Raw genomic sequence first — 22,070 nt, forward strand, 5'->3', positions numbered from 1 at the left:
CCTTTTGTACCACCTGATAAACTTTTATACTATTCTTTATCTTTCAGCTGCTGCTTATATTCATCCTCTGTCGTCTCCATCGTCGCACCCGTACCCATATCATTTTCAAGAAGAGTAGTGGAAAGGCTCTGAATCTTCCACCCCTTTTCATATTCGGCTAATGTAAAGAATGCCTGATGATATTTATCCCCCAGTTTGAACAAAGCCGTATACTCCTTTATAGTCTTACATCCATAAATGGCGCATACATCCTTCATGTTGGCTTTGTACTGGTCTGACTTCTGGGTTACCTCATCCGCTACGTCACAGCTCACCATCTTCAGTCCCTTCAGCTTTTCCGGATTCAAGGCTTTCACAATATCTTCTGCCGACAATTCGTCAGACACAGCTACATTTCCAGAGACTGAATCTCTGATTTCTTCTTTGGACTGTAGGCTATAGGCAAAAAACTTTGTCTGAGCCGCAGCCTGTCCCCGGAACTCCGCCTCATTAAGCACCCGGTATTCTCCTGACGCCGGCATACTTGAGGGCACAAGTACCTGCATACGCTCAATATATTTCTGGAGATTGATTGACTCTGCGCGCTCCTTGCTGTCAAATATCCCAAGCACTCCTTCGAAATCTCCGGAAGCCAGCTTGTCCACAAACTCTTCTATCGCTTTGTCTGGCTTATTATAAGCAGCCGTGCTCCTTGAATTTCCTCCCAGTAGCTTTACCACAGCTATTATTAGTGCAATTACAATAACGGCCGCTATAACTCCCCTAATTATCAGTATCTTTCGTCTTCCTGCATTGCTCCCCTTACCTGCTATACTTCTTTTTTCGGCATTATTCTCTATAGTCATCTTATGTTTGTCTCCTTCTACCTGATTCTTCCCTCATATTTATACAATCGGTACCAGTCTGCCAATCAAGGCAAATCTAGCATTATTCCACTCATAGTCACAGGTAATCATTGTCAGCAGTCTGTCTTCCATGGTTGGTGTAATATCACTTTGAAATTTAGACTTTGCCTTAACCTCCTGTATAAAGGCCTGCTGCCCCTCTTCCGCAAACCTAAGCGGTAGAGAGTCTCCTCCATCCAACACATAACCCGCAAACAATTCTACCCGATAGCTTGCATCCTTTGTATATAAATAAAAATATGGATTTCGTTTATAATATGCAGTCGAAGTATACTTGGCTATTCCGCCGAACATAGTCCCGTTCATCATGCGGTGTCCGTACAATATACTGTTGTCATCTGTAAAATCCGAAGTATTACGGCAATCCAAGAAAATACTTCCATTACCATTTACCCTTCCATCCGGAAAATGAGTTAAGTAATACAGATTGTCCCCGGACTGCATAACCGGGTAATCAATAGGAGTTCCCGGGCAGTAAATCCATGCCTGCCCGGGTAAATTATCCTTCAATATGTCTCTAATATCCTCCTCGCGCTCCGGGTTCTCCGGTTCCTCCACCGTAATGCTCGACCGAATCGCATCGTAAATCCTAATTCCCTCCTGATATCCCCGGTACCGGCTGAATAAATATAGCATACAGCCGAGTGCCACAAATACCAGAAGGCCCGTTATCAGACGATATCGTCTCCTTCTGAAACGGTAATTACTCATCCTTATTCTGTTCGTCTGTTTCATCATCCTCTTTTTCAGTTTTCTTCTTTCGAATCACTATCGAAGTTATAGCTCCTCCAATAATAACCGTTGCTACTGCCAGCACAAGTACTATTCCAAAAACCGGAGTCATATCCCCCGTTTTAACCGTATTGGAATAGCTTCCCTTTCCAGAGGTATTCTTTGTTGTACTATTCCCTGAAACGATTGTTTTACCAGATGTACCTGTGGTACTTCCCGGTTTATTAGTATCTGAAGGATTGGAGTTATCCGGATTCTTCCCATCGTCAGGTTTGTCAGACGGTTTCTCCAGTTTGTCTTTCTTCGTCACCGTCAGTCCTTCGTAGTCAGCGCTTCTTGTCTCTCCGTCCTCCGTGTAGCTGATGGTCACCTTCGTGTCAGCCTCTGTTAACGGGTCCGGAGCAATCGTGCAGTCCGCAAGGTCTATTACTTCCTCGTCTCCGTTGTCATATACCGCTGTCACTGTCAGCCCTGTCGGGTCGAAGCTCTCTCCCTCCTTGTAATCTTTCTTCGCGTCTCCTGTTACCTTGATGCTTGTCAGGATACGTGGCTCTTCCGGCGCTTCCTCCTTCGTCACTGTCAGTCCTTCGTAGTCAGCGCTCTTTGTCTCGCCGTCTTCTGTGTAGCTGATGGTCACCTTCGTGTCAGCCTCTGTTAACGGGTCCGGAGCAATCGTGCAGTCCGCAAGGTCTATTACTTCCTCGTCTCCATTGTCATACACCGCTGTCACTGTCAGCCCTGTCGGGTCGAAGCTCTCTCCCTCCTTGTAATCCTTCTTCGCGTCTCCTGTTACCTTGATGCTTGTCAGGATACGTGGCTCTTCCGGCGCTTCCTCCTTCGTCACTGTCAGTCCTTCGTAGTCAGCGCTCTTTGTCTCGCCGTCTTCTGTGTAGCTGATGGTCACCTTCGTGTCAGCCTCTGTTAACGGGTCCGGAGCAATCATACAATCCGCAAGGTCTATTACTTCCTCGTCTCCATTGTCATATACCGCTGTCACTGTCAGCCCTGTCGGGTCGAAGCTCTCTCCCTCCTTGTAATCTTTCTTCGCGTCTCCTGTTATCTTGATGCTGTCCAGCTTGCGCGGTGCTTCCGGCTTTGTCACCGTGATAGTCATCGTGGTATTAACAGTTTCTTCACCTTCTGTGTATGCAATCGCAACAATACTGTCTAACTCGGTAAGGCTCTGTCCCTGTGCTGGAACATAAGAACAAAGTGCTGTTACATCTGCTGTCTCACCATTACTGTAGTATGCAGTCACAACCAGTCCGGTAAGGTCAAGTGTATCGCCTTCTTCGTAAGCCACCTTATCTGCCTGTGCCGTCACTATGATATTCGTAAGTGTCTTCTCTGCATCTTTTGTTACAGTCAGTCCTTCGTAGTCAGCGATTCTTGTCTCGCCATCCTCCGTGTAGCTGATGGTCACCTTCGTGTCAGCCTCTGTTAACGGGTCCGGAGCGATCGTGCAGTCCGCAAGGTCTATTACTTCCTCGTCTCCGTTGTCATATACCGCTGTCACTGTCAGCCCTGTCGGGTCGAAGCTCTCTCCCTCCTTGTAATCTTTCTTCGCGTCTCCTGTTACCTTGATGCTTGTCAGGATACGTGGCTCTTCCGGCGCTTCCTCCTTCGTCACTGTCAGTCCTTCGTAGTCAGCGCTCTTTGTCTCGCCGTCTTCTGTGTAGCTGATGGTCACCTTCGTGTCAGCCTCTGTTAACGGGTCCGGAGCGATCGTGCAGTCCGCAAGGTCTATTACTTCCTCGTCTCCATTGTCATACACCGCTGTCACTGTCAGCCCTGTCGGGTCGAAGCTCTCTCCCTCCTTGTAATCTTTCTTCGCGTCTCCTGTTATCTTGATGCTGTCCAGCTTGCGCGGTGCTTCCGGCTTTATCACTGTGATAGTCATCGTGGTATTAACAGTTTCTTCACCTTCTGTGTATGCAATCGCAACAATACTGTCTAACTCGGTAAGGCTCTGTCCCTGTGCTGGAACATAAGAACAAAGTGCTGTTACATCTGCTGTCTCACCATTACTGTAGTATGCAGTCACAACCAGTCCGGTAAGGTCAAGTGTATCGCCTTCTTCGTAAGCCACCTTATCTGCCTGTGCCGTCACTATGATATTCGTAAGTGTCTTCTCTGCATCTTTTGTTACAGTCAGTCCTTCGTAGTCAGCGATTCTTGTCTCGCCATCCTCCGTGTAGCTGATGGTCACCTTCGTGTCAGCCTCTGTTAACGGGTCCGGAGCGATCGTGCAGTCCGCAAGGTCTATTACTTCCTCGTCTCCGTTGTCATATACCGCTGTCACTGTCAGCCCTGTCGGGTCGAAGCTCTCTCCCTCCTTGTAATCTTTCTTCGCGTCTCCTGTTACCTTGATGCTTGTCAGGATACGTGGCTCTTCCGGCGCTTCCTCCTTCGTCACTGTCAGTCCTTCGTAGTCAGCGCTCTTTGTCTCGCCGTCTTCTGTGTAGCTGATGGTCACCTTCGTGTCAGCCTCTGTTAACGGGTCCGGAGCAATCGTGCAGTCCGCAAGGTCTATTACTTCCTCGTCTCCATTGTCATATACCGCTGTCACTGTCAGCCCTGTCGGGTCGAAGCTCTCTCCCTCCTTGTAATCTTTCTTCGCGTCTCCTGTTACCTTGATGCTTGTCAGGATACGTGGCTCTTCCGGCGCTTCCTCCTTCGTCACTGTCAGTCCTTCGTAGTCAGCGCTCTTTGTCTCGCCGTCTTCTGTGTAGCTGATGGTCACCTTCGTGTCAGCCTCTGTTAACGGGTCCGGAGCGATCGTGCAGTCCGCAAGGTCTATTACTTCCTCTTCTCCGTTGTCATATACCGCTGTCACTGTCAGCCCTGTCGGGTCGAAGCTCTCTCCCTCCTTGTAATCTTTCTTTGCATCTCCTGTTACCTTGATGCTTGTCAGGATACGTGGCTCTTCCGGCGCTTCCTCCTTCGTTACTGTCAGTCCTTCGTAGTCAGCGCTCTTTGTCTCGCCGTCTTCCGTGTAGCTGATGGTCACCTTCGTGTCAGCCTCTGTTAACGGGTCCGGAGCGATCGTGCAGTCCGCAAGGTCTATTACTTCCTCTTCTCCGTTGTCATATACCGCTGTCACTGTCAGCCCTGTCGGGTCGAAGCTCTCTCCCTCCTTGTAATCTTTCTTCGCGTCTCCTGTTATCTTGATGCTTGTCAGGATACGTGGTTCTTCCGGCGCTTCCTCCTTCGTCACTGTCAGTCCTTCGTAGCCAACGCTCTTTGTCTCGCCATCCTCCATGTAGCTGATGGTCACCTTCGTGTCAGCCTCTGTTAACGGGTCCGGAGCGATCGTGCAGTCCGCAAGGTCTATTACTTCCTCGTCTCCGTTGTCATATACCGCTGTCACTGTCAGCCCTGTCGGGTCGAAGCTCTCTCCCTCCTTGTAATCTTTCTTTGCTTCTCCCGTAATCACCAATTTGTCAAGTACTCTGGCGGTTACAGTGACCGGTATCTCTGTCTCTACCGTTATATCCTTCTCTGTGTAATTTACCGTGATCTTTGTGTCATCCGTAGTCAGCGGCGTATTCTCGTCCGGGCTGTAAGTGACGTCTGTCACCTTCTTACTTGTGTTATCGCTATAACTGGCTGTTACTTCTATCCCCGCCGGGTCAAATGTCTGACCTTCCACATAGCTTGTCTTTGGAAGAACGGTGACACTGATTCCTGTAAGTGTCGGCTCTACCACCGGATCGGTTACTGTAAGTCCGCGGTAGACAGCTGATTTGCCCATATAGGTAATCGTAACCTGTGTAATTCCTGCGGTAAGCGGATCTGGCTCTATTGTACACGCGCCCAGTGCCGCAGCAACTTCACTGTTGTCATTGTATACCGCATACACATTTAGACCTTCTGGATTAAAGCTCTCTCCCGTCTTGTACTCTCTCTGTGCTTTGCCTTCAAGGCGGATGCTGGCGAGTACCTTTGGATTGACCTTGATTTCCTGTTCTGTGGTCTTCTCTACATCACCTTCTTTATAAGTAACCACAATTTTCGTATGGGTAGTCTTAAGCTTCTCAGCAATATCAGGACTGAATGAACAGCTGCCTGTTACTTCTGCTTCCTGATCATTGCTGTAGACCGCCATAACAACCAGCCCTTCCGGTTTAAAGCTCTGTCCTTCTACATACGTAGTTGTCTTCGGCTCATCATGGATATAGATGTGGTCCAGTACAACCGGCGCTTCTGCCACAATAATACCAGTATACTTAACACTGAAGCCAGCATAAGTAATTGTTACTTCTGTCGTTTCCTTTGTCAGTGGATTCGGTGTAACTACATATCCGCTGACCTCAGCCTTTGTGCCGTCATTATAATCGGCAAATACTTTCATACCAGCCGCTTGAAAGCTTTCTCCTTCAACATAAGTTACCTTGGGAGTTCCTTCGGTATGAATCCCTATGACCTCTTTTTTTGCCACATGAATCGGCGAAGATGCGGTAAATGTATTCCCATCCTCTGTGTAAGCGACAGTAACATTGGTGTCAGCTGTTGTCAGCGCTGTGCCCGCACTCGGAGTACAGGTATATCCAGTAACCGTCTTCATAGTCCCGTCACTGTAGGTCGCCGTCACTACCATTCCTGCCGGATTGAATATCTGCCCCTCCACATAGTTGGCTTTCGTTGGGGGAGTCGTCACTTGGATACCTGTAAGTGTGACAGGCTCCGGCTTCTTTTCTACTGTAATCTTAAGAGAAACCTGCTTCGCAGTTCCGCCGTCAGTATAAGAGAATGTCATCTGTGTATCTGTTGTCCGAAGCGCTCTGTCCGGCGTAACCGTATATTCGCCCGGATTCAGTACCTTGTTCCCTCCTTTATCATACACAGCCGTAAGGATTAGTCCTGTAGGATCAAAATTCTCCCCTTCTGTGTAAATTACTTTATCCGGATTATGTGTTATCTGAAGAGACTGAAGAACCGCCGGAACTGCATTTACAGTAATTCCTGTGTAATCCGCCGTCTTTTTCACGCCATTCTCTTCGTAGGAAAATGTTACCTTTTTGTCGCCAACTGACAGTACAGCCGGCGAGATACTGTATTCTATAGGCTTTAGAACCTTCTGAGAGCCATTATTGTACTTAGCTGTAACGGTAATTCCATCCGGCTCAAAGCTCTCCCCTTCCATATAAGTAGTCGTAGCCGCTTTCCCTGAAAGAACAATCTCCGTCAGCGTCTTCTTTACCACCGTGATATATTGAACCACAGTTTTTGTAGTCTTATCCTTACCTGATGTATCTGAATAAGATATCTGAACACTACTGTTCGTTGTCTGCAGCGGTGTGGTAAGAGACGGTACATAGGTACAGCTAGCTGTCACTGTTTCCCGCTTCTCTTCACCCTTACTGTTCTTTGATACTGCCTCAACCACTATCCCGGCAGGGTCAAATGTCTGGCCTTCAATATAGGTAATCTTGGACGGCGGTGTTGTAATCTCAAGACTGTCAAGTACGTACAAGTCATCTTCCACGGTAATACCGCCATATTCTGCGGATACATTCTTACCGCCCTCCGTGAAGGTAACTGTAACCTTAGTCGTTTCCTTTGTCAGCGTACTTGGCGTAATCTTACATGCATCTGCCGATACGGCCTTGGTGCTATCGTCATTATACTGTACTGTGAATGTAAGACCTGCCGGGTCAAATGTTTCACCGGTCAGATAATTGGTCTTTGCTGCTGTCCCGGTAATGACAAGTCCTGTCATCTCTTTCTTAGATACCGTTATAGTTTGGGATGCTGTTTTCGTGACAGCCCCCTCCTTATAAGAAATGGAAATGGCTGTGTCAGTTGTCTTTAAGGCGGCACCATTTGCAGGCAGGAACGTGCAGGAACCGGTCACATCCTTCTCTGTTTTATTCGAATATTTTGCATACACCTGCATTCCCGTCAGTGACAGCTTCTGCCCTTCGATATAATTGACCGTTGCCGGGGCGTTCTTCACATAAATCTCCGTAAGTGTCGCTTCCTGAGGATTGACTTTGATGTTCTGAATCGCTGTCTTTCCCTGATAAGTGACTATTATCTTGGTATCGGCCGTCGTAAGCGGGCGGTTCGGCGCAAACGTATAAGCTCCGTCCGCCAGCTTCTCTGTAGAGTTGTCGCTGTAGGTCGCTGTCACTACCATTCCCGTCTTGTCAAATGATTCACCCTCGGTATAGGTTATCTTTGCCGGCGCCGTGGTTATGGCAATACTTGATAATGTTTTGACTGGCGTCTCTCCCGCTGTAACAGTTACAAGAAATCCGGCGTCTTTAAAAGTCTTTCCCGAACTGGAATCATAGTAGCTTACTATCACTAGCTGCTTACCCACTTCTGTAAAAACTGCCGGTTCTACAGTACAATCTGCCGGATCAATATCAACAAAAGTATTATTTGACCTTCTTGCTCTACATGTCATTCCGGTTTTGTCCAAAGACTCTCCTATTGTATAATCCATTTTACTTGGTAAATCACCTACATAAAAACCTGTAATTGGCGATTCCGGTTTCACAACTTCTCCATATACCATGTAGATTTCTACTCCGAACGAGCTTATCGGTGTGCCCGGCTTCAGAATGTTACTTCCCTCAGTGATGACGCCTGGCGCATAATCCTTAATTTCAAAAACTGCGCTATACCCGTCCGGCACAACCGGTTCTATTTTATAGTAAAGACTACTATCCCGATTAAAAAATTGCAGCCAATTCTGGTTACCATTCTTAAAAGGAGAAATGGTCTGCACATAAGTCCATGGTCCCTCCGCTGATGCTGCCTGATAGATATCTACATCAATTTTACTCCCAGCATAATGAATCGGACTCATTGTCTCTGAAGCATTTAATCCATTCTCCATCCAATGTACCATTACTTTTTGAGCTTCAGTCGCCCCCGCTGGACTAACTGCATCTTCCAATAAATCTTGATCTTGAACTTCTGACGTTTCCTCTGCTGCGGGCACCTCCTCTTGCACCGGTTTTTCCGCTATAAGTACCTCCTCCGACACTGACTCTTCTATGTCTGACGGTGCTTCCGCCTCAGATTCCTCTACCACTGGATCTTCCGGAACAGAAGAATCCTCTGTCACCTGTTCTTCTACCACCTCTTCTTCTGTCACCGGCTCTTCCGCCACCGTAATTGCCGTCTCTTGTGACATCTCCTGCGAAACGGCTGCAATATCTTCCATTTCATCAGCAAAAGACCGGTTAATTAAACCGGTCATTACCATGATTGTCAAAAAAAGACACAGTGTTCTTTTTATTCCTTTTGTATGTCTTCGCTTTTTCATGTTTTGTCCTACTCTCTCATCATTCTGTTTGTGTGCTCTTTCTCTCCCTATAATATATATACAGAATTGCAGCGATTGTAAGTAACAGCAACAGGCTGACTCCAATCAACATTACATAGGAATCTCCTGTCTTGGGAAGTCCTGTCGTTCCGCTGGCCACCTTACCTTGATTGTCATCCACGGCTCCGTTCCCGTCTTCTTTTATATCTTCCCCCTGAGCTACAAACTTCCATTGCAGATTTCCTGACAGTTTCTGATATTCATTACCCATCTCCGGATCCAGAGAAAGCATCACCGTAACAGTATTGCTTTTTCCTTTTTCAGCTTTTCCAAGCTCAAATTCTGCTTTCGCGCTGTCAACAGCGGAACCTTTATATAATTCCTTCCCCGTATTGTCCAGAATAGTTAATGTAGTATATTGGCTTAACATATCCGCTGCTTTCTTATCCAAACTACCATCACCGGTAACTGAGAGATAAAAGCCGACATCCTCGCTGTAAGCGTTCTTGAGGGTGACTACCTGCGTGCAGGTCTCTCCCGGCGTCAAGCCGGCAAATGTTGGCATAGCTGCCTCCCCTGATGGAGAGAACTCAATTTTTTTATCAGATGTTACTGTGACAGTACTTGGCACGGCACTACGTAACTTCGGCTCCTCTACCCCCAGATCTGCATAAGTCTTGTCCCATGTAGATACTGCGTCAGATGTCGCCTGAAGGCATTCCAACGTTGCTTGAATCTTACCGCTTTTTGCTGAATATTCGTTAGAAGCATCTGCATCCAGAGATATAGATTCGCAAAGTGGTTCTTCACACGCCTCTCCCGGCTCTAGTATGCCTTTATAATAATAGTATCCATCACTGCCATCCATCCAATATTTGCTATTATAGTTAATATGGAGTTTTTCGTCAGATAATTGTGAATCATCCCACATTTTATCGACTTTCAACCGCAACAGCATATCCAAATCTCCTGAATTTTTTGCACTGATGACTTGATTCAGAGAGCCTCCCGGATACAGCACTGACTCTGCCTGATATTCATTGATAAGAGAGCCTTTCAGCTGTCCGGTAGCCAACGTTGTTGCGGCACTGCCTTCTATTCTCCAATATGCAAGTGTCCCACCCAGTAATAGTCCAAACGCAAGCAAAGCAAACAGTCCAATAATCTTTGTCAATTTCTTGTTCATGCTTTACCTCCTTATATTATCCGATAGGGAAAGAAACTTGTTCTTTCCCTATCTCCAGAATCCTTATATTTATGGTGTTGTTGCCAACTCGCCATCCAGTGCTGTAAATGCTGTGTCAGCATCTGCAATATTTGCTTTCTGGATTGCCTGTCCTTCTACTTTCAAGTCAAAATCGCCTACTAATGCCAAATCTACCTGTGTCCAGTCAGACGGGATAGATACATGAGTAAAAAGCTTCTTTACATCACCATTCTGCAATGTTCCGTTGTAATTAAAATAGTATTCTCCAACGCCCCCTCTAGTTGTATCAAGAACGAATTCAGGATTAACTGGTGTTTTCACATCTGCACCAACCAGAGCGGCAAGCTGAGCTTCCGTATAGCCGAGCGCTGTATCTAATGTCTGTCCCTTTCCTGTTGCATATTTTACATCATAGAATAAAGTCTTCATGATTTTATCCGCTCTTGCCTTATCTGTAATTACAGTATCAGTATCTTTTTCTACCAGCTTTACAATAAATCTTGCATAGGACTCACCCTTATCATTTGTTACAGTTGGGTCCTTTGTAATTGTTGTTCCAGGATACATATCTTGAGATGTATCTGGATCATAGTTTGGCTCTGTGACGGTAATGTCTACTCCTGTATCTGTACCCGCACCACCTGCTGTTGTAAATGGGTTGGTAATCTCCTGTTTGTCATAAAAGTAAGCCAGTGTCCCCCCAATAATTATCGAAGCACTTAGTATTACGGCTGAAAGAATAGATATATTTCTCTTTGTTGTTGTTTTCATATTTTTTTCCTCCTATGTCCTTATTTCCTAATTAAGGTGTTGTTGTAAATAACGCATTTAAGTCTGTCTTTGCATCTGTGTATGTACTAAATCCATCTGTCTGAATTGCTGCACCTGATACAACGATGTTAAATCCGCCAAGTCCTGTTCCCGCATCTCTTAACCACTCAATATCTGTATTGCTCAGTGTACTCTTGATAACAACCTTCTGGAAAAGAGGGGTTGTTTCAGTGCCTGCCACCAGCTGTGTATTGTAGTTGTAGATAGTTGTAGGTCCTACCGCTGCGTCCGCTACCCACTCAGTACCCCAGCCTTGAATATCGATCATCGTCATTAATTTTGCGAATTCTGCATCTGATAATGTAGTTCCATCACCTTTCTGGAATACTACCTTCAATGCAACATATTCATCCTCTGCACAGGTATTTGTGACGATTGGATCCTTACCAAGCTCTGTACCTGGTGTCAAATTTGTACCATAATTTGCGTCTGCAGCTTTCCCTGCCTCCCATGCGGGTTCTGTTAAGGTCGCTGTTACTCCGCCACTGAATGTAAAATTATTAGTCAGTGTCGCAGTCTTTGCTGTCAGGTAAGCTAATGTACCTCCAATCGCCAACACACCGATTAGGCAAGTCAGCAAAATGGCAGTCACTTTTTTCTTCTTGCTCGTTCTCTGTTTCATCTTTTTGTCTCCTTTTCTTTTTTTGTTGCCCAAAATCTTTTTTACTTTGGTGATACCGTATTACCAGAAACATTAACCCCCCACTCTGTAAGAGGTGCGTCTCCCTCTTTTTGCAGAATATCAGCAGTAATATCCACTTTAACAGTGACATTCTCATACTCTACTTCTTTCCCGCTTTCAAGAGTTAATCCCGATAAAAGCTTTGTGGTCTTCTCACCTGGATTCAAGACTTTTCTGTAATAAAAGAAACCGTCCTTAAAAAACCAGTTTGCACTCCAGTCACTTGCAAAGTGAAAGGTAATATCCCCCAACACCATAGTTGTTCCTGATGGCGCTGTCAGTTCCCCAAGATTTCCTCCCAGACGTTCACCTGTAGCTGCATTTGTCAGGTATGGAAGTACCATGGCTCTAACTACACCCGGCGCAGCATCTTCTGGATTCATAAGCTGCACTGGTTTACTATCACTTCCCCAAGCTACAGCATCCGGATCAATACCCTCTTCCACAATCTGAATCTGTCCTTCCCCCACACTAAATGCATTTACCGCTGTAGTGGTTCTGGCTGTCAGATACATAATCGTTCCTACTGCTGTAAGTACAAATATCAGCATCACTGGCAGGCCTCGGGGCAGATAAGACTTAAATCGGTTTCTCCTCCTACGATATGGTATACCTTTCCTCTGTTTTTCTCGCATAAGGCTTCTCCCCTCCTTTCTCATTTTTTTCTATATCTATATAACTCCCTTCATCAAAATTCCATATTTCTGGCTCATCTTCATATACAACACCTACTTCCTGAGACTGCGTTTCTCTAAAATCTCCGTTTATGGTGTCATCCCACATAGTTTCCATCAAAGTAAGCATCTTATAGCACACCTGCAACTTCTGACATTTATAATCCAGACTTGCATCTAATGGTTCATGTCTTACTGGCCGGCCAGAATTTTTTCTATATGTATCCGGCACTTGAATATCTTCTCTATCATCAACCGTCTGTCGTGGCTCAAATCGCAAACTTTTTCTCTCCTGATTAAAATGCTTGATTTTTTCTTTTGGGACAGACTCCTTGGCAAATTTTCTTGCCGGCTCTTTCATCGGCTCGGCTGCTGTTTTCTTCTGTACAGCTATCTTCTCATCCCTATACTCATCATTCTCCTCCTTCCTGCTGTCCCTACGATTTTCCTTCTTTTTATCTTTTTTTCGTTCATTAAAAACGATACGTGAGGTTTCTGAAGTTTGTGTCTGCCTTCGTTTTACCGAACTACTCTTCCTTTCCGGCCTTGCTTCCCAAATATCCTCTTCTTCATCCTCCTCTTCCTTCTCTATCTGCGTCTGCAGAAGAAAAATCAAAAGAATAATCGCCACAATAATAGTAATAGTCACAATTTTTCCCGGTACCGTCGACATGTAGCCAATTATGAACCCAATCACAGGAATTGCGAACTTAACTTTACCCAATACATTTTCGTATCGCACTGGCCTTCCATCACTTAGCTCATTGGCATCTCCCTTGGTATAGAACTGCTTATTCTCTTTATCCACCTCTACAACACGATGTGTTGCCACTGTGCCGTCATCATTCAATACAAAGGTAATAACATCTCCTTCCTTGATGTCTGAAGCTTCCTGTGGAAAGACATAAAGCAAATCTCCGACAGAATAAGCGGGTTCCATACTTCCCGAGAGAACGCTGTATAGCTTTACTCCAAATATTCTTGGTGCCACCAAGATGAGGATTGCTGTAATCATTAAGGTGATTAGCAGACCGGTAATAATCCTGAATGCCTTCTTCATAACCTATTCCTCCTCATCTAGGGCATCACCCTATTCATTGTATTTGTTACTACTGAATTATCGCTGACCCATCCATTCTTACTATATTTATTGATAAATGTTACTTCTGTAGCCTCATCAGGGTTGGTAGCATTTGTATTCTGGCTTGCCGCTCCCTGTACCTCATAACGCCAGTTACTGTCAAGTTCTGTAATCTTGTAATTTCCCGGCACCAGCTCTTTCACAGAGATTACCGCACTGCTGCTTCCCATCGGTATCTTCATCGTCTGATAGAATGTCTGTATAGTGCTTCCATCGTCTGCAAGACGCTCAAACTTAAAGATGAATGAATAGTCGCTGTCTGCTACCTCTGTAAGCTGCTTCGTTAAATCAATCGTGACTTCTCTTGGAATAACCGTAATATTATATGTCTTCTCCACACGGTCTCCCAAGGAATTTTCTACCCATACTTTCGCCTTTGTCTCTCCCGGCGCCACAGGTGTCAGCGCTCCTGTATTTCCCTCTGCGAGAGAATCTACAGTCACAATGCCAATATCCTCTGCCTGTTCAAACTGCAGAGATGGCGTTCCTCCATCCCAGATACACGTCACGCTTGTATTCACCGGCGTTTCCATCCGTACAACCACATCCGGTGCTTCCAGAACCGGCAGATTAATTACTCCTGCGCTTAAGGTATAACTTCCTTTTGTAAGAGGGTTCTCCAACATACACTGATTTGTATCCCGGTCAAAATCCGAGTCATCGTCTGCAATTTCTGGAGAAACACTGCTCTGCAATGTACATTTTTGTCCTTCCTTCTGAACAATCTCTACACAAAGATTGCTATCCGACAGTGTCCCCAACATAAAGTTTCCACTTGCATCAGTTACTGCCGTCGCCAGAACAACATTTGTTCTGCTGTTTTTCAAATTCACCGTAACTCCTTGTTCACCAGCTTCTGCGCCATCTTGCGTACCATTTTCATCCTTGTCCAGAAATACATGTCCTGACACAGTGTATGGATAATAGATAAATTCCGCAAGTGTTATCTTCATGTCGGACACACTCGCGCCGCCTTCTGTTGTATACTCATAAGTACCACCCATATAGCTCTTCAAAATGTCCGTGTCAGTTTTACTGTTTGTTTCCAGAGGGAAGCTAAAAGAAATCGCACTGCTTTTTCTCAAATCCGGCATCGTAATCTTCACAGCGTCTACTGCTGTCCAGCCACCCTTTGCTGCCACCTGACTTTCACTGCACCAACTGCCTCCAATACGGTATTCATAAACAGGTGACGCGGCTGCCGGATTGCTTACTACCGTTACCGGACCTCTCAGATATAAGTCAAACTGAGATTCCAGTGTCTCCTCCGTCGTACCTCCAAACCTGTTACCTGTAATGCTCTTACCCTTTCTTGGCAGCTCATATATTGAAATATGATTTTTCAAGTTATCATTGCCCGTTGAAACATTTACCAGCGCACTTACATTCTGATAATTATATGGATAAATATTCTGGCTTCTGGTATCCACTGCATAAGAAGAATCAATACCGGGAATCAGAGAAATTCCCACGAACACCTTCTGAAGTACAGCTATTTTAGAAGTCCCATGGTAATAATACAGACTTGGTGTCACCGTATCACCGGTTCCTCTAAGATCAAGTGTATCTGGCACAAGACCATCTATCTCCAACTTTGTATAATGATCCTCCGGCGTATTTTGGTAAGCGTTCCTCCATCCATCCCAATCTTCTTCGATATAAACATCTCCGAATACAGGCTGTGATGACCCAAGTGCTGCGCCAGCATAAGCATACATATTTGTTTTTCCTCTGATGGATGCATATAATGTGCCAACTCCCAGCATTCTTTCATACTCGACAGAATTTAACACATTATCGTTAACTAGCTTGAACACATCCTCAATACTTATGGAGGTCTTTGCCTCCATACGAATCCAGGAAGCTCCACTATTATCTTGAATGATACTTACCTCTGCCGGTACACTCACTACAGGAGGTGTTCCAAGGCCAAGTTGCGGCACACCGCTCATCAGTGGTGATGAACCTGTAGGTGACACTTCAATCGTCGCGTCATCTCCTATATAGACCATATCCGGGTTATCTATCTTCGCATATACAACTGGGTTGAATTCCTGACGCAGTGCTGTCTCCCGTCCGGCATTTACAAGTGCGCCGTCTCCATATACTCCGGACCATGTTTTGGGGCTTACGTTTACATTTGGATTCTGCAGCTGAATAGTTCCACCCACACTCACCTCAGCCTTACCATCTTGATAGATACTGTCAGCATTCTTGCCAAAGTAATCCTGACTGTCCATCCTAATCTCACTGTCAAATACCGTGTATATAGGCATAGAGGTCGTCTGGGCACTCGGATTTACATGCTGATGATTATAACCTGAACTTCCGTCATCAGTTCCCGTACAGGTATCATTTGTGAGTGTTAAATCTATAGTTCCTTTTTCATATTCTTTTATATCATAGACGCCTCCGTCTAAATCTCGTCCATCGTCCGTCTGCTGTGGATAGATATATTCTATACTTCCAATAGCTCTCTTTCCTTGGGCTGCTTTCCACCCTGACACATCCCCATCCTTGCTAATTTCCACTACCGAATAATAACCTGACGCTGAACTAGTAAATCCGACAAGTCTATCGTTGTCTTCGACAGGCAATACCATCGTATATCCTTCCTCCGGTATATCATCCGGAAGTGTAAAGGACTGTTCTCCGAGGTTTCTTGTATGATAAGTCACTTTCCATCCCGCCAGAACCGGATATACTTTCATCGTCCCTGACAATGAATATCCAACTAATTCCTCATCTGTAAGTCCAGAAATATTCGCGCCATCATGCCTCCAGCGAACAGTTACTTTGGGATTTTTCACAATCTCACTCATGACATAATTGACTCCTGGCACAGCTTTTTCAATCGTATAATAATTTTCTCTGTATGCTCCTACAGTATAAGTTGAAGTCTTCCCCTCTTCCGATAACAAACCTCCTATTGCTTTGTTATTACCTTTATGTGTTAATCTTGGACAGGTATGTAGAGCATTCTTAAAATAAAAGTTCAAATCATTTGCAGTACTTTCCGCCAATACAGTTCCATCTTTTTTAGACAGCTTTGCACCTACATTCACATGGTAACCACTTTCAAAATCTGAACCGTCCTCCTTCCCTTCTGCTACTTTGTAGGAGAAAAGGGCGCCCATATCATCCACTCTTAAGTAGTTCGCATTATTTGACATAGAATGCGTCTGATAGTATTTTTCCCATGTAATCTTTACTTTTGTAACCCGCACTCCATCCGGCACATTAAACGAGGCAGTATATGAAGTATCCTCTCCAATCTCTTCTACTGACTCCGCCCAGCCCAAATCTGAAGCCGTTATAATCCCTGTAACTCCGTTAGACAATTCATAATACACCTGCTCTATCTTGCTTTGCTGAAATACATATACAACTCCCGCTGGAAATGTAATCTCAGTAGGCTGTATCTCATATGGAAATTCATATTCTTCTGTCAGACCTTCATATAAATCTTCCTGATTTTCCTGAACAGCCGTTGGATTCAAACGGGTAAGGCCACATGCTGCATTCTTAAAGCTCATCAAAGACTCTGTATAAGTCCCGGCAGCTGTCTTTATATTTTCATCATTATCTGCCACAGCCGCCCTCTGCGCTGGCTGAAAGAATTCTGTACTGTTATTAAAGCCCGGTTTGAATAAATCTTTGTTCACTACTTCCCGCGTTTTTAAAGAAAGGTCTATCGTGCGTTTCGTGTCCGCCACTCCACTTTCTGTATACCTACCTATGGTCCATACCATTTTCATAGGATATGTCGTATTCGGTGTCAGCTTTGCCGCTTCCTTATTGTACAAACGGGTATAGTAACCTATACTTGAAGGCGGGAAAAATCCCACTTGAGTACTGTTTACTGAATTCGTACATCCCATTTCATCTTCCGGAAGAGTTATTTCATAGTAATACCCTTCCGCGTCTTTCTGAATATCCCAGTTTGGGACATATCCAAATGCATTAATTGCAGAATTCTGATTAAATACATTAGTGTCAAATGCAGCTAAAACTTTTGGATCACCATATAATTTAATTGATTTCAAATAGCTTAACATTAAAGATTCTGAACCCGGCATTCCATATTTCGTTGATGACAATGGAAAGCTCATTGAAATAGCCGGTGGTGATTCAGGCCAGCCGCTTGAATTTAGGTTCAGCACATTTCCTGTATACACACCCTGAATATCCGGCCATAAAACATATGATGGAGAACCTGAAACGACTGCATCTGTTCCAGACGTATCTATCTTCCAGTTCCCATAAGTATTGCTGGCCAACTCCTGTTCCACTCCGCTTTTTGTTCCATAGACAGATGTTTTAAAACCGGTTGCCCCCGGTACGATTCCCTTACGCCAATTAAGCTCCATCTCCTTCGTAAGGTTCTGCCATTTGTAACTAATCTGTATATTTAGTATTTCATTAACCGTATCCGCAATATCCAGACGAAGAGTTCTCTCATCTATCTTCGTCACCTGAGTGATTCCTCCCCCAGTTCCTGGGAGAGTGTCTGTAAGCACCATCCCGTAAGCTGGCAGCTCTATCAATACATAGCGCCCTGTCTCGCCCGATGTCTCCAGATTCGCAGTAATCTGCAGCATCCCATTAGACTCTGCCGCTGTAAAGCGGTAAGTGGTGTCATCTTCTGCCATGGAGGATACTATCTGACTTACCGTATAAGCCCCAACAGCTTTGCTATTTTCTTCATCTTGATACAATGCAGGCGTGTCTTCCTCTAATCCGGCCTCTTCTCCCGGTTCTTCTAGATTTTCCGCATTTTCTTCCGGCTGTTCCATTGGAGTCGTATCATCAACCTTCAGTTCATACTCCTTTGTATTTCCACTTTTGAACTCCAGATTGAAAATGTAAGGAAGGTTATACAAACTGTCCACATAAGTATCTTTCAATACAATCTGTTCGAATTCTTCATTTTCTGGTACAGATAGTATTGTATAATCTATATTCTTATTCAGAGTTACCTTCACCCATTCTCCCTGTTCATCCTGCAGGCGGGCACCATCTTCATTATAGACATAGGTATTAATTTCTTCTAAACTGTCATGATTCTTCTTGTATATAATCTTTACTTCCTGATGGGATTCACTCTCTATATATTTATCATAATCCCCTTTCTTTTTTTCCAGTTCTAAAACCGGATCGCATATCTCGCATACATGCTCACAAGGATGTCCCTCAGTCCCATCGGTTGCTTCACGATAACCACACATCTCATCGTGCTGTTGATGCCCGGGACATGGAAATTCCTCTGTTCTTGTCGCAAATGCAATAACGCTTAATCCTGCTAATACTGCAATCGCCGCCGCAACACAAAGCAGCCTGCGCACTTTCTTCCTTTCCTTGTATTTTCTTAATTCTTTCATTTTCATATCACCCTTTCATCCTGTGCGTCTTAAATCTTCTATCAATTTGTTTTTTATAATTTTGACTGGGTTCTGATAATAATAAGAACTTTCCCTGCAATCTGTTCTGTTCTTACTACCCCAAATTCTCTGGAGTCTTTGGACACTTCACGGTTATCCCCAAGTAGAAATACATTATCTTTACTTACTGTAAGCGGAAATTCAATTCCCTCTGGCCTTGTATAAGTCTCTGAATATATATCATCTTCCTGAACCCTTTTATTATTTACCATAAGTACTCCGCTCCCATTGTCTATAGATACCCGGTCACCTTCTACCGCTGCCACACGCTTAATGTAATCATTGGTAGCTGTATTATGCATAATGACAACATCACCTGCCCGATAATTCTTACCAACTCTCAAAAACAAGGCCATATCCCCCGAGCGAAGATTTGGCTCCATGGAGTTTCCTTTTACAAACGATATTCCAAAAATAACACCAAATAGCAGATACACCGCTGCCATTGTCAGAAACAAATCTCTCAGAAGCACACTCCATTCTCTTTTTTTTGCACTTTTAGTAATTTTCCTCGCCAGCACCTCTGCAGGGGATTGTTCCTCTCCCTCCCTGCTATTTCTTTGCTGCTTCATACTGGTCAAACCTCATGATATCTGTTCTATCTATATCTCTGATATGTCCGATTTCCACTTTCACTGAATCAATGTGATCGGGGACTTCCTTGATTTCATTCTGCACTCTCACCACATCCTCGCTGAGACTTTGTAAATCCACCTCAATCAGCTTCAGATTGTCATAAGCCTTCCCCCGCAGTCTGCTGATTTCCTCCAGTACCGATTTACTCTGTTCTTCCTCCGCCGCTGCGGCTGCCTTGCTCTGCTCGATAATGTCTTCGGCTTTCCGGTTCGCCTCGAAGATGATTGCTCTCGCCTCTCGGTTCGCCTGCTCCAGCACGAATGCTTTGTTCTTCTGGGTATCTGTCAGCGTCTCAGCAAGAAGAGCCGTCTTCTCCTTGTAATCCTTCTGCATCCTCTCTTCATCCTGAAGCTTTGCCTCCAGCTCTTTGATTTTTTCCTGATCTTCTTTCCTGCTTCTCTGTATCTGAGAGAGCTTGCCCATCATCTCCTCGACTTTACTTTCTCTCTGCTCTATCTCCCGCTTGCGTTCTTCCATCTCATGCTGAAGGGAATCCTTATAGTCATCCAGTACATCTCTGTACATTCTGTCCAACTCTTTCATACAAGAGTACACATCTTCCAGACTGGCTCCATATATACTCTTTTTAAAATGAAGCCGGTCCAGATAATTCGCTATCTTCTGAAACTCGTCCTCTTCCCGTACTCTTCCCATAGTACTTATCCTCCTTAAAGTTCACCGATTACATGTTCATCTATCTGTTCAAAAGTACAGACCTTACTGACACCATCCATCGCCTGTTTCCTGCGATTCGTATACAGCTTAAGGGAAATTCCCGTTACATTGATAACCGCCAGAATAGCAATAAGATAATATGTCATATGTCTTAACCTCCATTACTTTTCTTCATATTTATTTGTTTCCGCCTGTTGAACCAACGTATCAATCTGAAATCCGGAATCAGGACAATGCCATATACCAGAGCGCTTGCTACGCAGCTCACAAGCAGTACAGCATCAACTGTACTAATGGTTTCTGTCTCTGTTTCTTTCTTTGTCTGCATTTCCGCCTTAGTGGTTTTTCCAGCGTATTCTGCTGTCTTCCATGCTTTCTGCCTGTCTGCCTCAGCCGTCATGGCCGGAAATTCCGAAATCTTTGGCATGGTCAGAGCCACCGGCAGCAATGCCTCCTCTCGGGGCTTTGGTGTGTCCTGCGCCTCGTATAACTTCGGCATAGCCGCTGCCACCGATTGGTTCGGAGTATCTGGTACATCTGACGTATCGGGTGTGTCCGGCGCATCTAGTCCATCCGGCACTTCCGGTTCTACTTCAACGAAGGTTACTGTAACCTGTATCGTTATCCAGCCTTCTTCCGAAGCTTCTGCATTTACATACATTGTCACCGGAACAGCTACACTGCCATATTCGACAGTCAGATTCATAAATTTTTCTATATCGACTCTCCCCATGCCGCCTTCATATTCTGTCATCGAATCTAATATTCGGATAATCGGCGCAGAACGTTTTAGAATATTCTCTTGCAGACTTCCCTCTTCTTTGAAAATTTCCAGTTCTTTCGTTGTCATTTCCAGATTACCGGCACATACACAATAGATTGTTCCATCCTGATGCAGATATTCGGCGGCTTTGCTTTTCTCCGGCAAGAGAAAAAGCAAAGAAAAGATAATCAGAACTACTGACAGACAATATTTCCCTTTGCATCTATTCCAGTTCATTCACGTCTGCTCCTCCTTCGACCGCCGCCAGTAATTACTTTTCTATGTTCTACCATACTTTTTTCCCTCTGTGACTTTCGACGGTACAGACAACGTTTTTTTTTCTACAGACAACGTTCTGCTCCATATCAGGCCGTCTTCTTTATCTGGTACTCGTTCCATATCTCACGGAACAGCTTCTGATAGTTCCGTCCCATGGGCAGCTTAGTCCCGTCTTCCAGAACAAGCTCATCATAGGCCGCCCTCACCACGTACTGCAGTGAGACGATATAAGAACGATGTACACGGATGAATCCTTTCCGGCAGAGCATGTTCTCGATTTTGTCCATCGTAGAATAGAACTCAAAGGAATCTTCTCTGTAATAAACGGTTATCACCTTACGTTTTACCTCAAAGTACTTAATCTCATCTACAGGGACAGTACAACTTTCTCCTGCACATGAGAAATTAATGACCTCGCGTTTTCTGTTGCTTACCTTTTCAAATGCCCATAGAAATATCTGCTCAAATTTTTCTTTGGGCGTCTTATTCTTGATTACATAATGCATGGCTTCAACGTCGTAGCCGTATAAGATATGATTTGCCTTTTCTGATGCAGTTAAAAATATAATCTCATTCTTGAACTGCTTCCGCCGCAGAGCCTCCGCAACCTCAGTGCCATCCTCTCCCTCCAGATGAATATCCAAATAAATCACATCCGGCTGTCTTACATCATCCTCAATATCGAAAAGCATTTTTTTTCCGCTCTCGTAGAGCATAAGTTCCAACTGGATACCATGCTTTCCACAGATATCCCTTATTTGTTTCTCATATTTCTTAAGGTCGTCCCTTTTGTCGTCACAAATGTAAACTTTCATCTCTAGC

The 22,070-nt window shown here is 44.7% G+C and carries 14 protein-coding genes; all 14 read right to left on the minus strand.

Annotated features, from left to right (window positions below):
• Positions 1-29: 29 nt before the first annotated feature.
• A complete protein-coding gene (locus BN6465_RS06290) occupies positions 30-845 on the minus strand; it encodes a hypothetical protein (RefSeq protein WP_066732871.1) in 816 nt (271 codons plus the stop codon).
• A 39-nt stretch (positions 846-884) separates the two neighbouring features.
• A complete protein-coding gene (srtB, locus tag BN6465_RS06295) occupies positions 885-1,616 on the minus strand; it encodes a class B sortase (protein ID WP_199882798.1) in 732 nt (243 codons plus the stop codon).
• Entirely contained in the window at positions 1,609-8,919 is a 7,311-nt protein-coding gene (locus BN6465_RS06300) for a bacterial Ig-like domain-containing protein (RefSeq protein ID WP_066732876.1), read from the minus strand. Before BN6465_RS06300 ends, srtB begins: the two co-directional genes overlap by 8 nt.
• Positions 8,920-8,938: 19 nt before the next feature.
• Positions 8,939-10,105, minus strand: a complete 1,167-nt coding sequence (locus tag BN6465_RS06305) for a hypothetical protein (RefSeq protein ID WP_066732878.1) — start codon at positions 10,103-10,105, stop codon at positions 8,939-8,941.
• A gap of 69 nt (positions 10,106-10,174) precedes the next feature.
• A complete protein-coding gene (locus BN6465_RS06310; RefSeq protein WP_066732880.1) occupies positions 10,175-10,897 on the minus strand; it encodes a TasA family protein in 723 nt (240 codons plus the stop codon).
• 31 nt (positions 10,898-10,928) lie between these two features.
• Positions 10,929-11,579 (minus strand): hypothetical protein, encoded by a 651-nt coding sequence (locus tag BN6465_RS06315; RefSeq protein WP_066732882.1) that lies wholly within the window; start codon positions 11,577-11,579, stop codon positions 10,929-10,931.
• Between the two features lie 41 nt (positions 11,580-11,620).
• Positions 11,621-12,274, minus strand: coding sequence for a hypothetical protein (locus BN6465_RS06320; RefSeq protein ID WP_066732884.1), 654 nt, complete (start codon positions 12,272-12,274; stop codon positions 11,621-11,623).
• Positions 12,237-13,373: a signal peptidase I gene (locus BN6465_RS06325; RefSeq protein WP_066732886.1), complete on the minus strand. Its 1,137-nt coding sequence runs from the start codon at positions 13,371-13,373 to the stop codon at positions 12,237-12,239. Before BN6465_RS06325 ends, BN6465_RS06320 begins: the two co-directional genes overlap by 38 nt.
• A 17-nt stretch (positions 13,374-13,390) precedes the next feature.
• Positions 13,391-18,835, minus strand: coding sequence for an SdrD B-like domain-containing protein (locus BN6465_RS06330; protein WP_199882799.1), 5,445 nt, complete (start codon positions 18,833-18,835; stop codon positions 13,391-13,393).
• A 53-nt stretch (positions 18,836-18,888) separates the two neighbouring features.
• The gene (lepB, locus tag BN6465_RS06335) at positions 18,889-19,467 is read right to left on the minus strand and encodes a signal peptidase I (protein ID WP_082891609.1); all 579 of its coding nucleotides are present in this window, start codon (positions 19,465-19,467) and stop codon (positions 18,889-18,891) included.
• Positions 19,448-20,185: a hypothetical protein gene (locus tag BN6465_RS06340; protein WP_066732889.1), complete on the minus strand. Its 738-nt coding sequence runs from the start codon at positions 20,183-20,185 to the stop codon at positions 19,448-19,450. Before BN6465_RS06340 ends, lepB begins: the two co-directional genes overlap by 20 nt.
• 14 nt (positions 20,186-20,199) lie before the next feature.
• Positions 20,200-20,352 carry a hypothetical protein gene (locus BN6465_RS20660; protein ID WP_154670204.1) on the minus strand — a complete coding sequence of 51 codons (153 nt, stop codon included), beginning with the start codon at positions 20,350-20,352 and terminating at the stop codon, positions 20,200-20,202.
• Positions 20,353-20,357: 5 nt separating this feature from the next.
• Complete coding sequence (locus tag BN6465_RS06345; protein WP_066732891.1) at positions 20,358-21,206, minus strand: hypothetical protein; 849 nt, start codon at positions 21,204-21,206, stop codon at positions 20,358-20,360.
• A 128-nt stretch (positions 21,207-21,334) separates the two neighbouring features.
• Positions 21,335-22,063, minus strand: coding sequence for a LytR/AlgR family response regulator transcription factor (locus BN6465_RS06350; RefSeq protein ID WP_066732893.1), 729 nt, complete (start codon positions 22,061-22,063; stop codon positions 21,335-21,337).
• Positions 22,064-22,070 lie beyond the last annotated feature (7 nt).

It is taken from the genome of Bariatricus massiliensis (genome assembly GCF_900086725.1).
GTDB lineage: Bacteria > Bacillota > Clostridia > Lachnospirales > Lachnospiraceae > Allocoprococcus > Allocoprococcus massiliensis.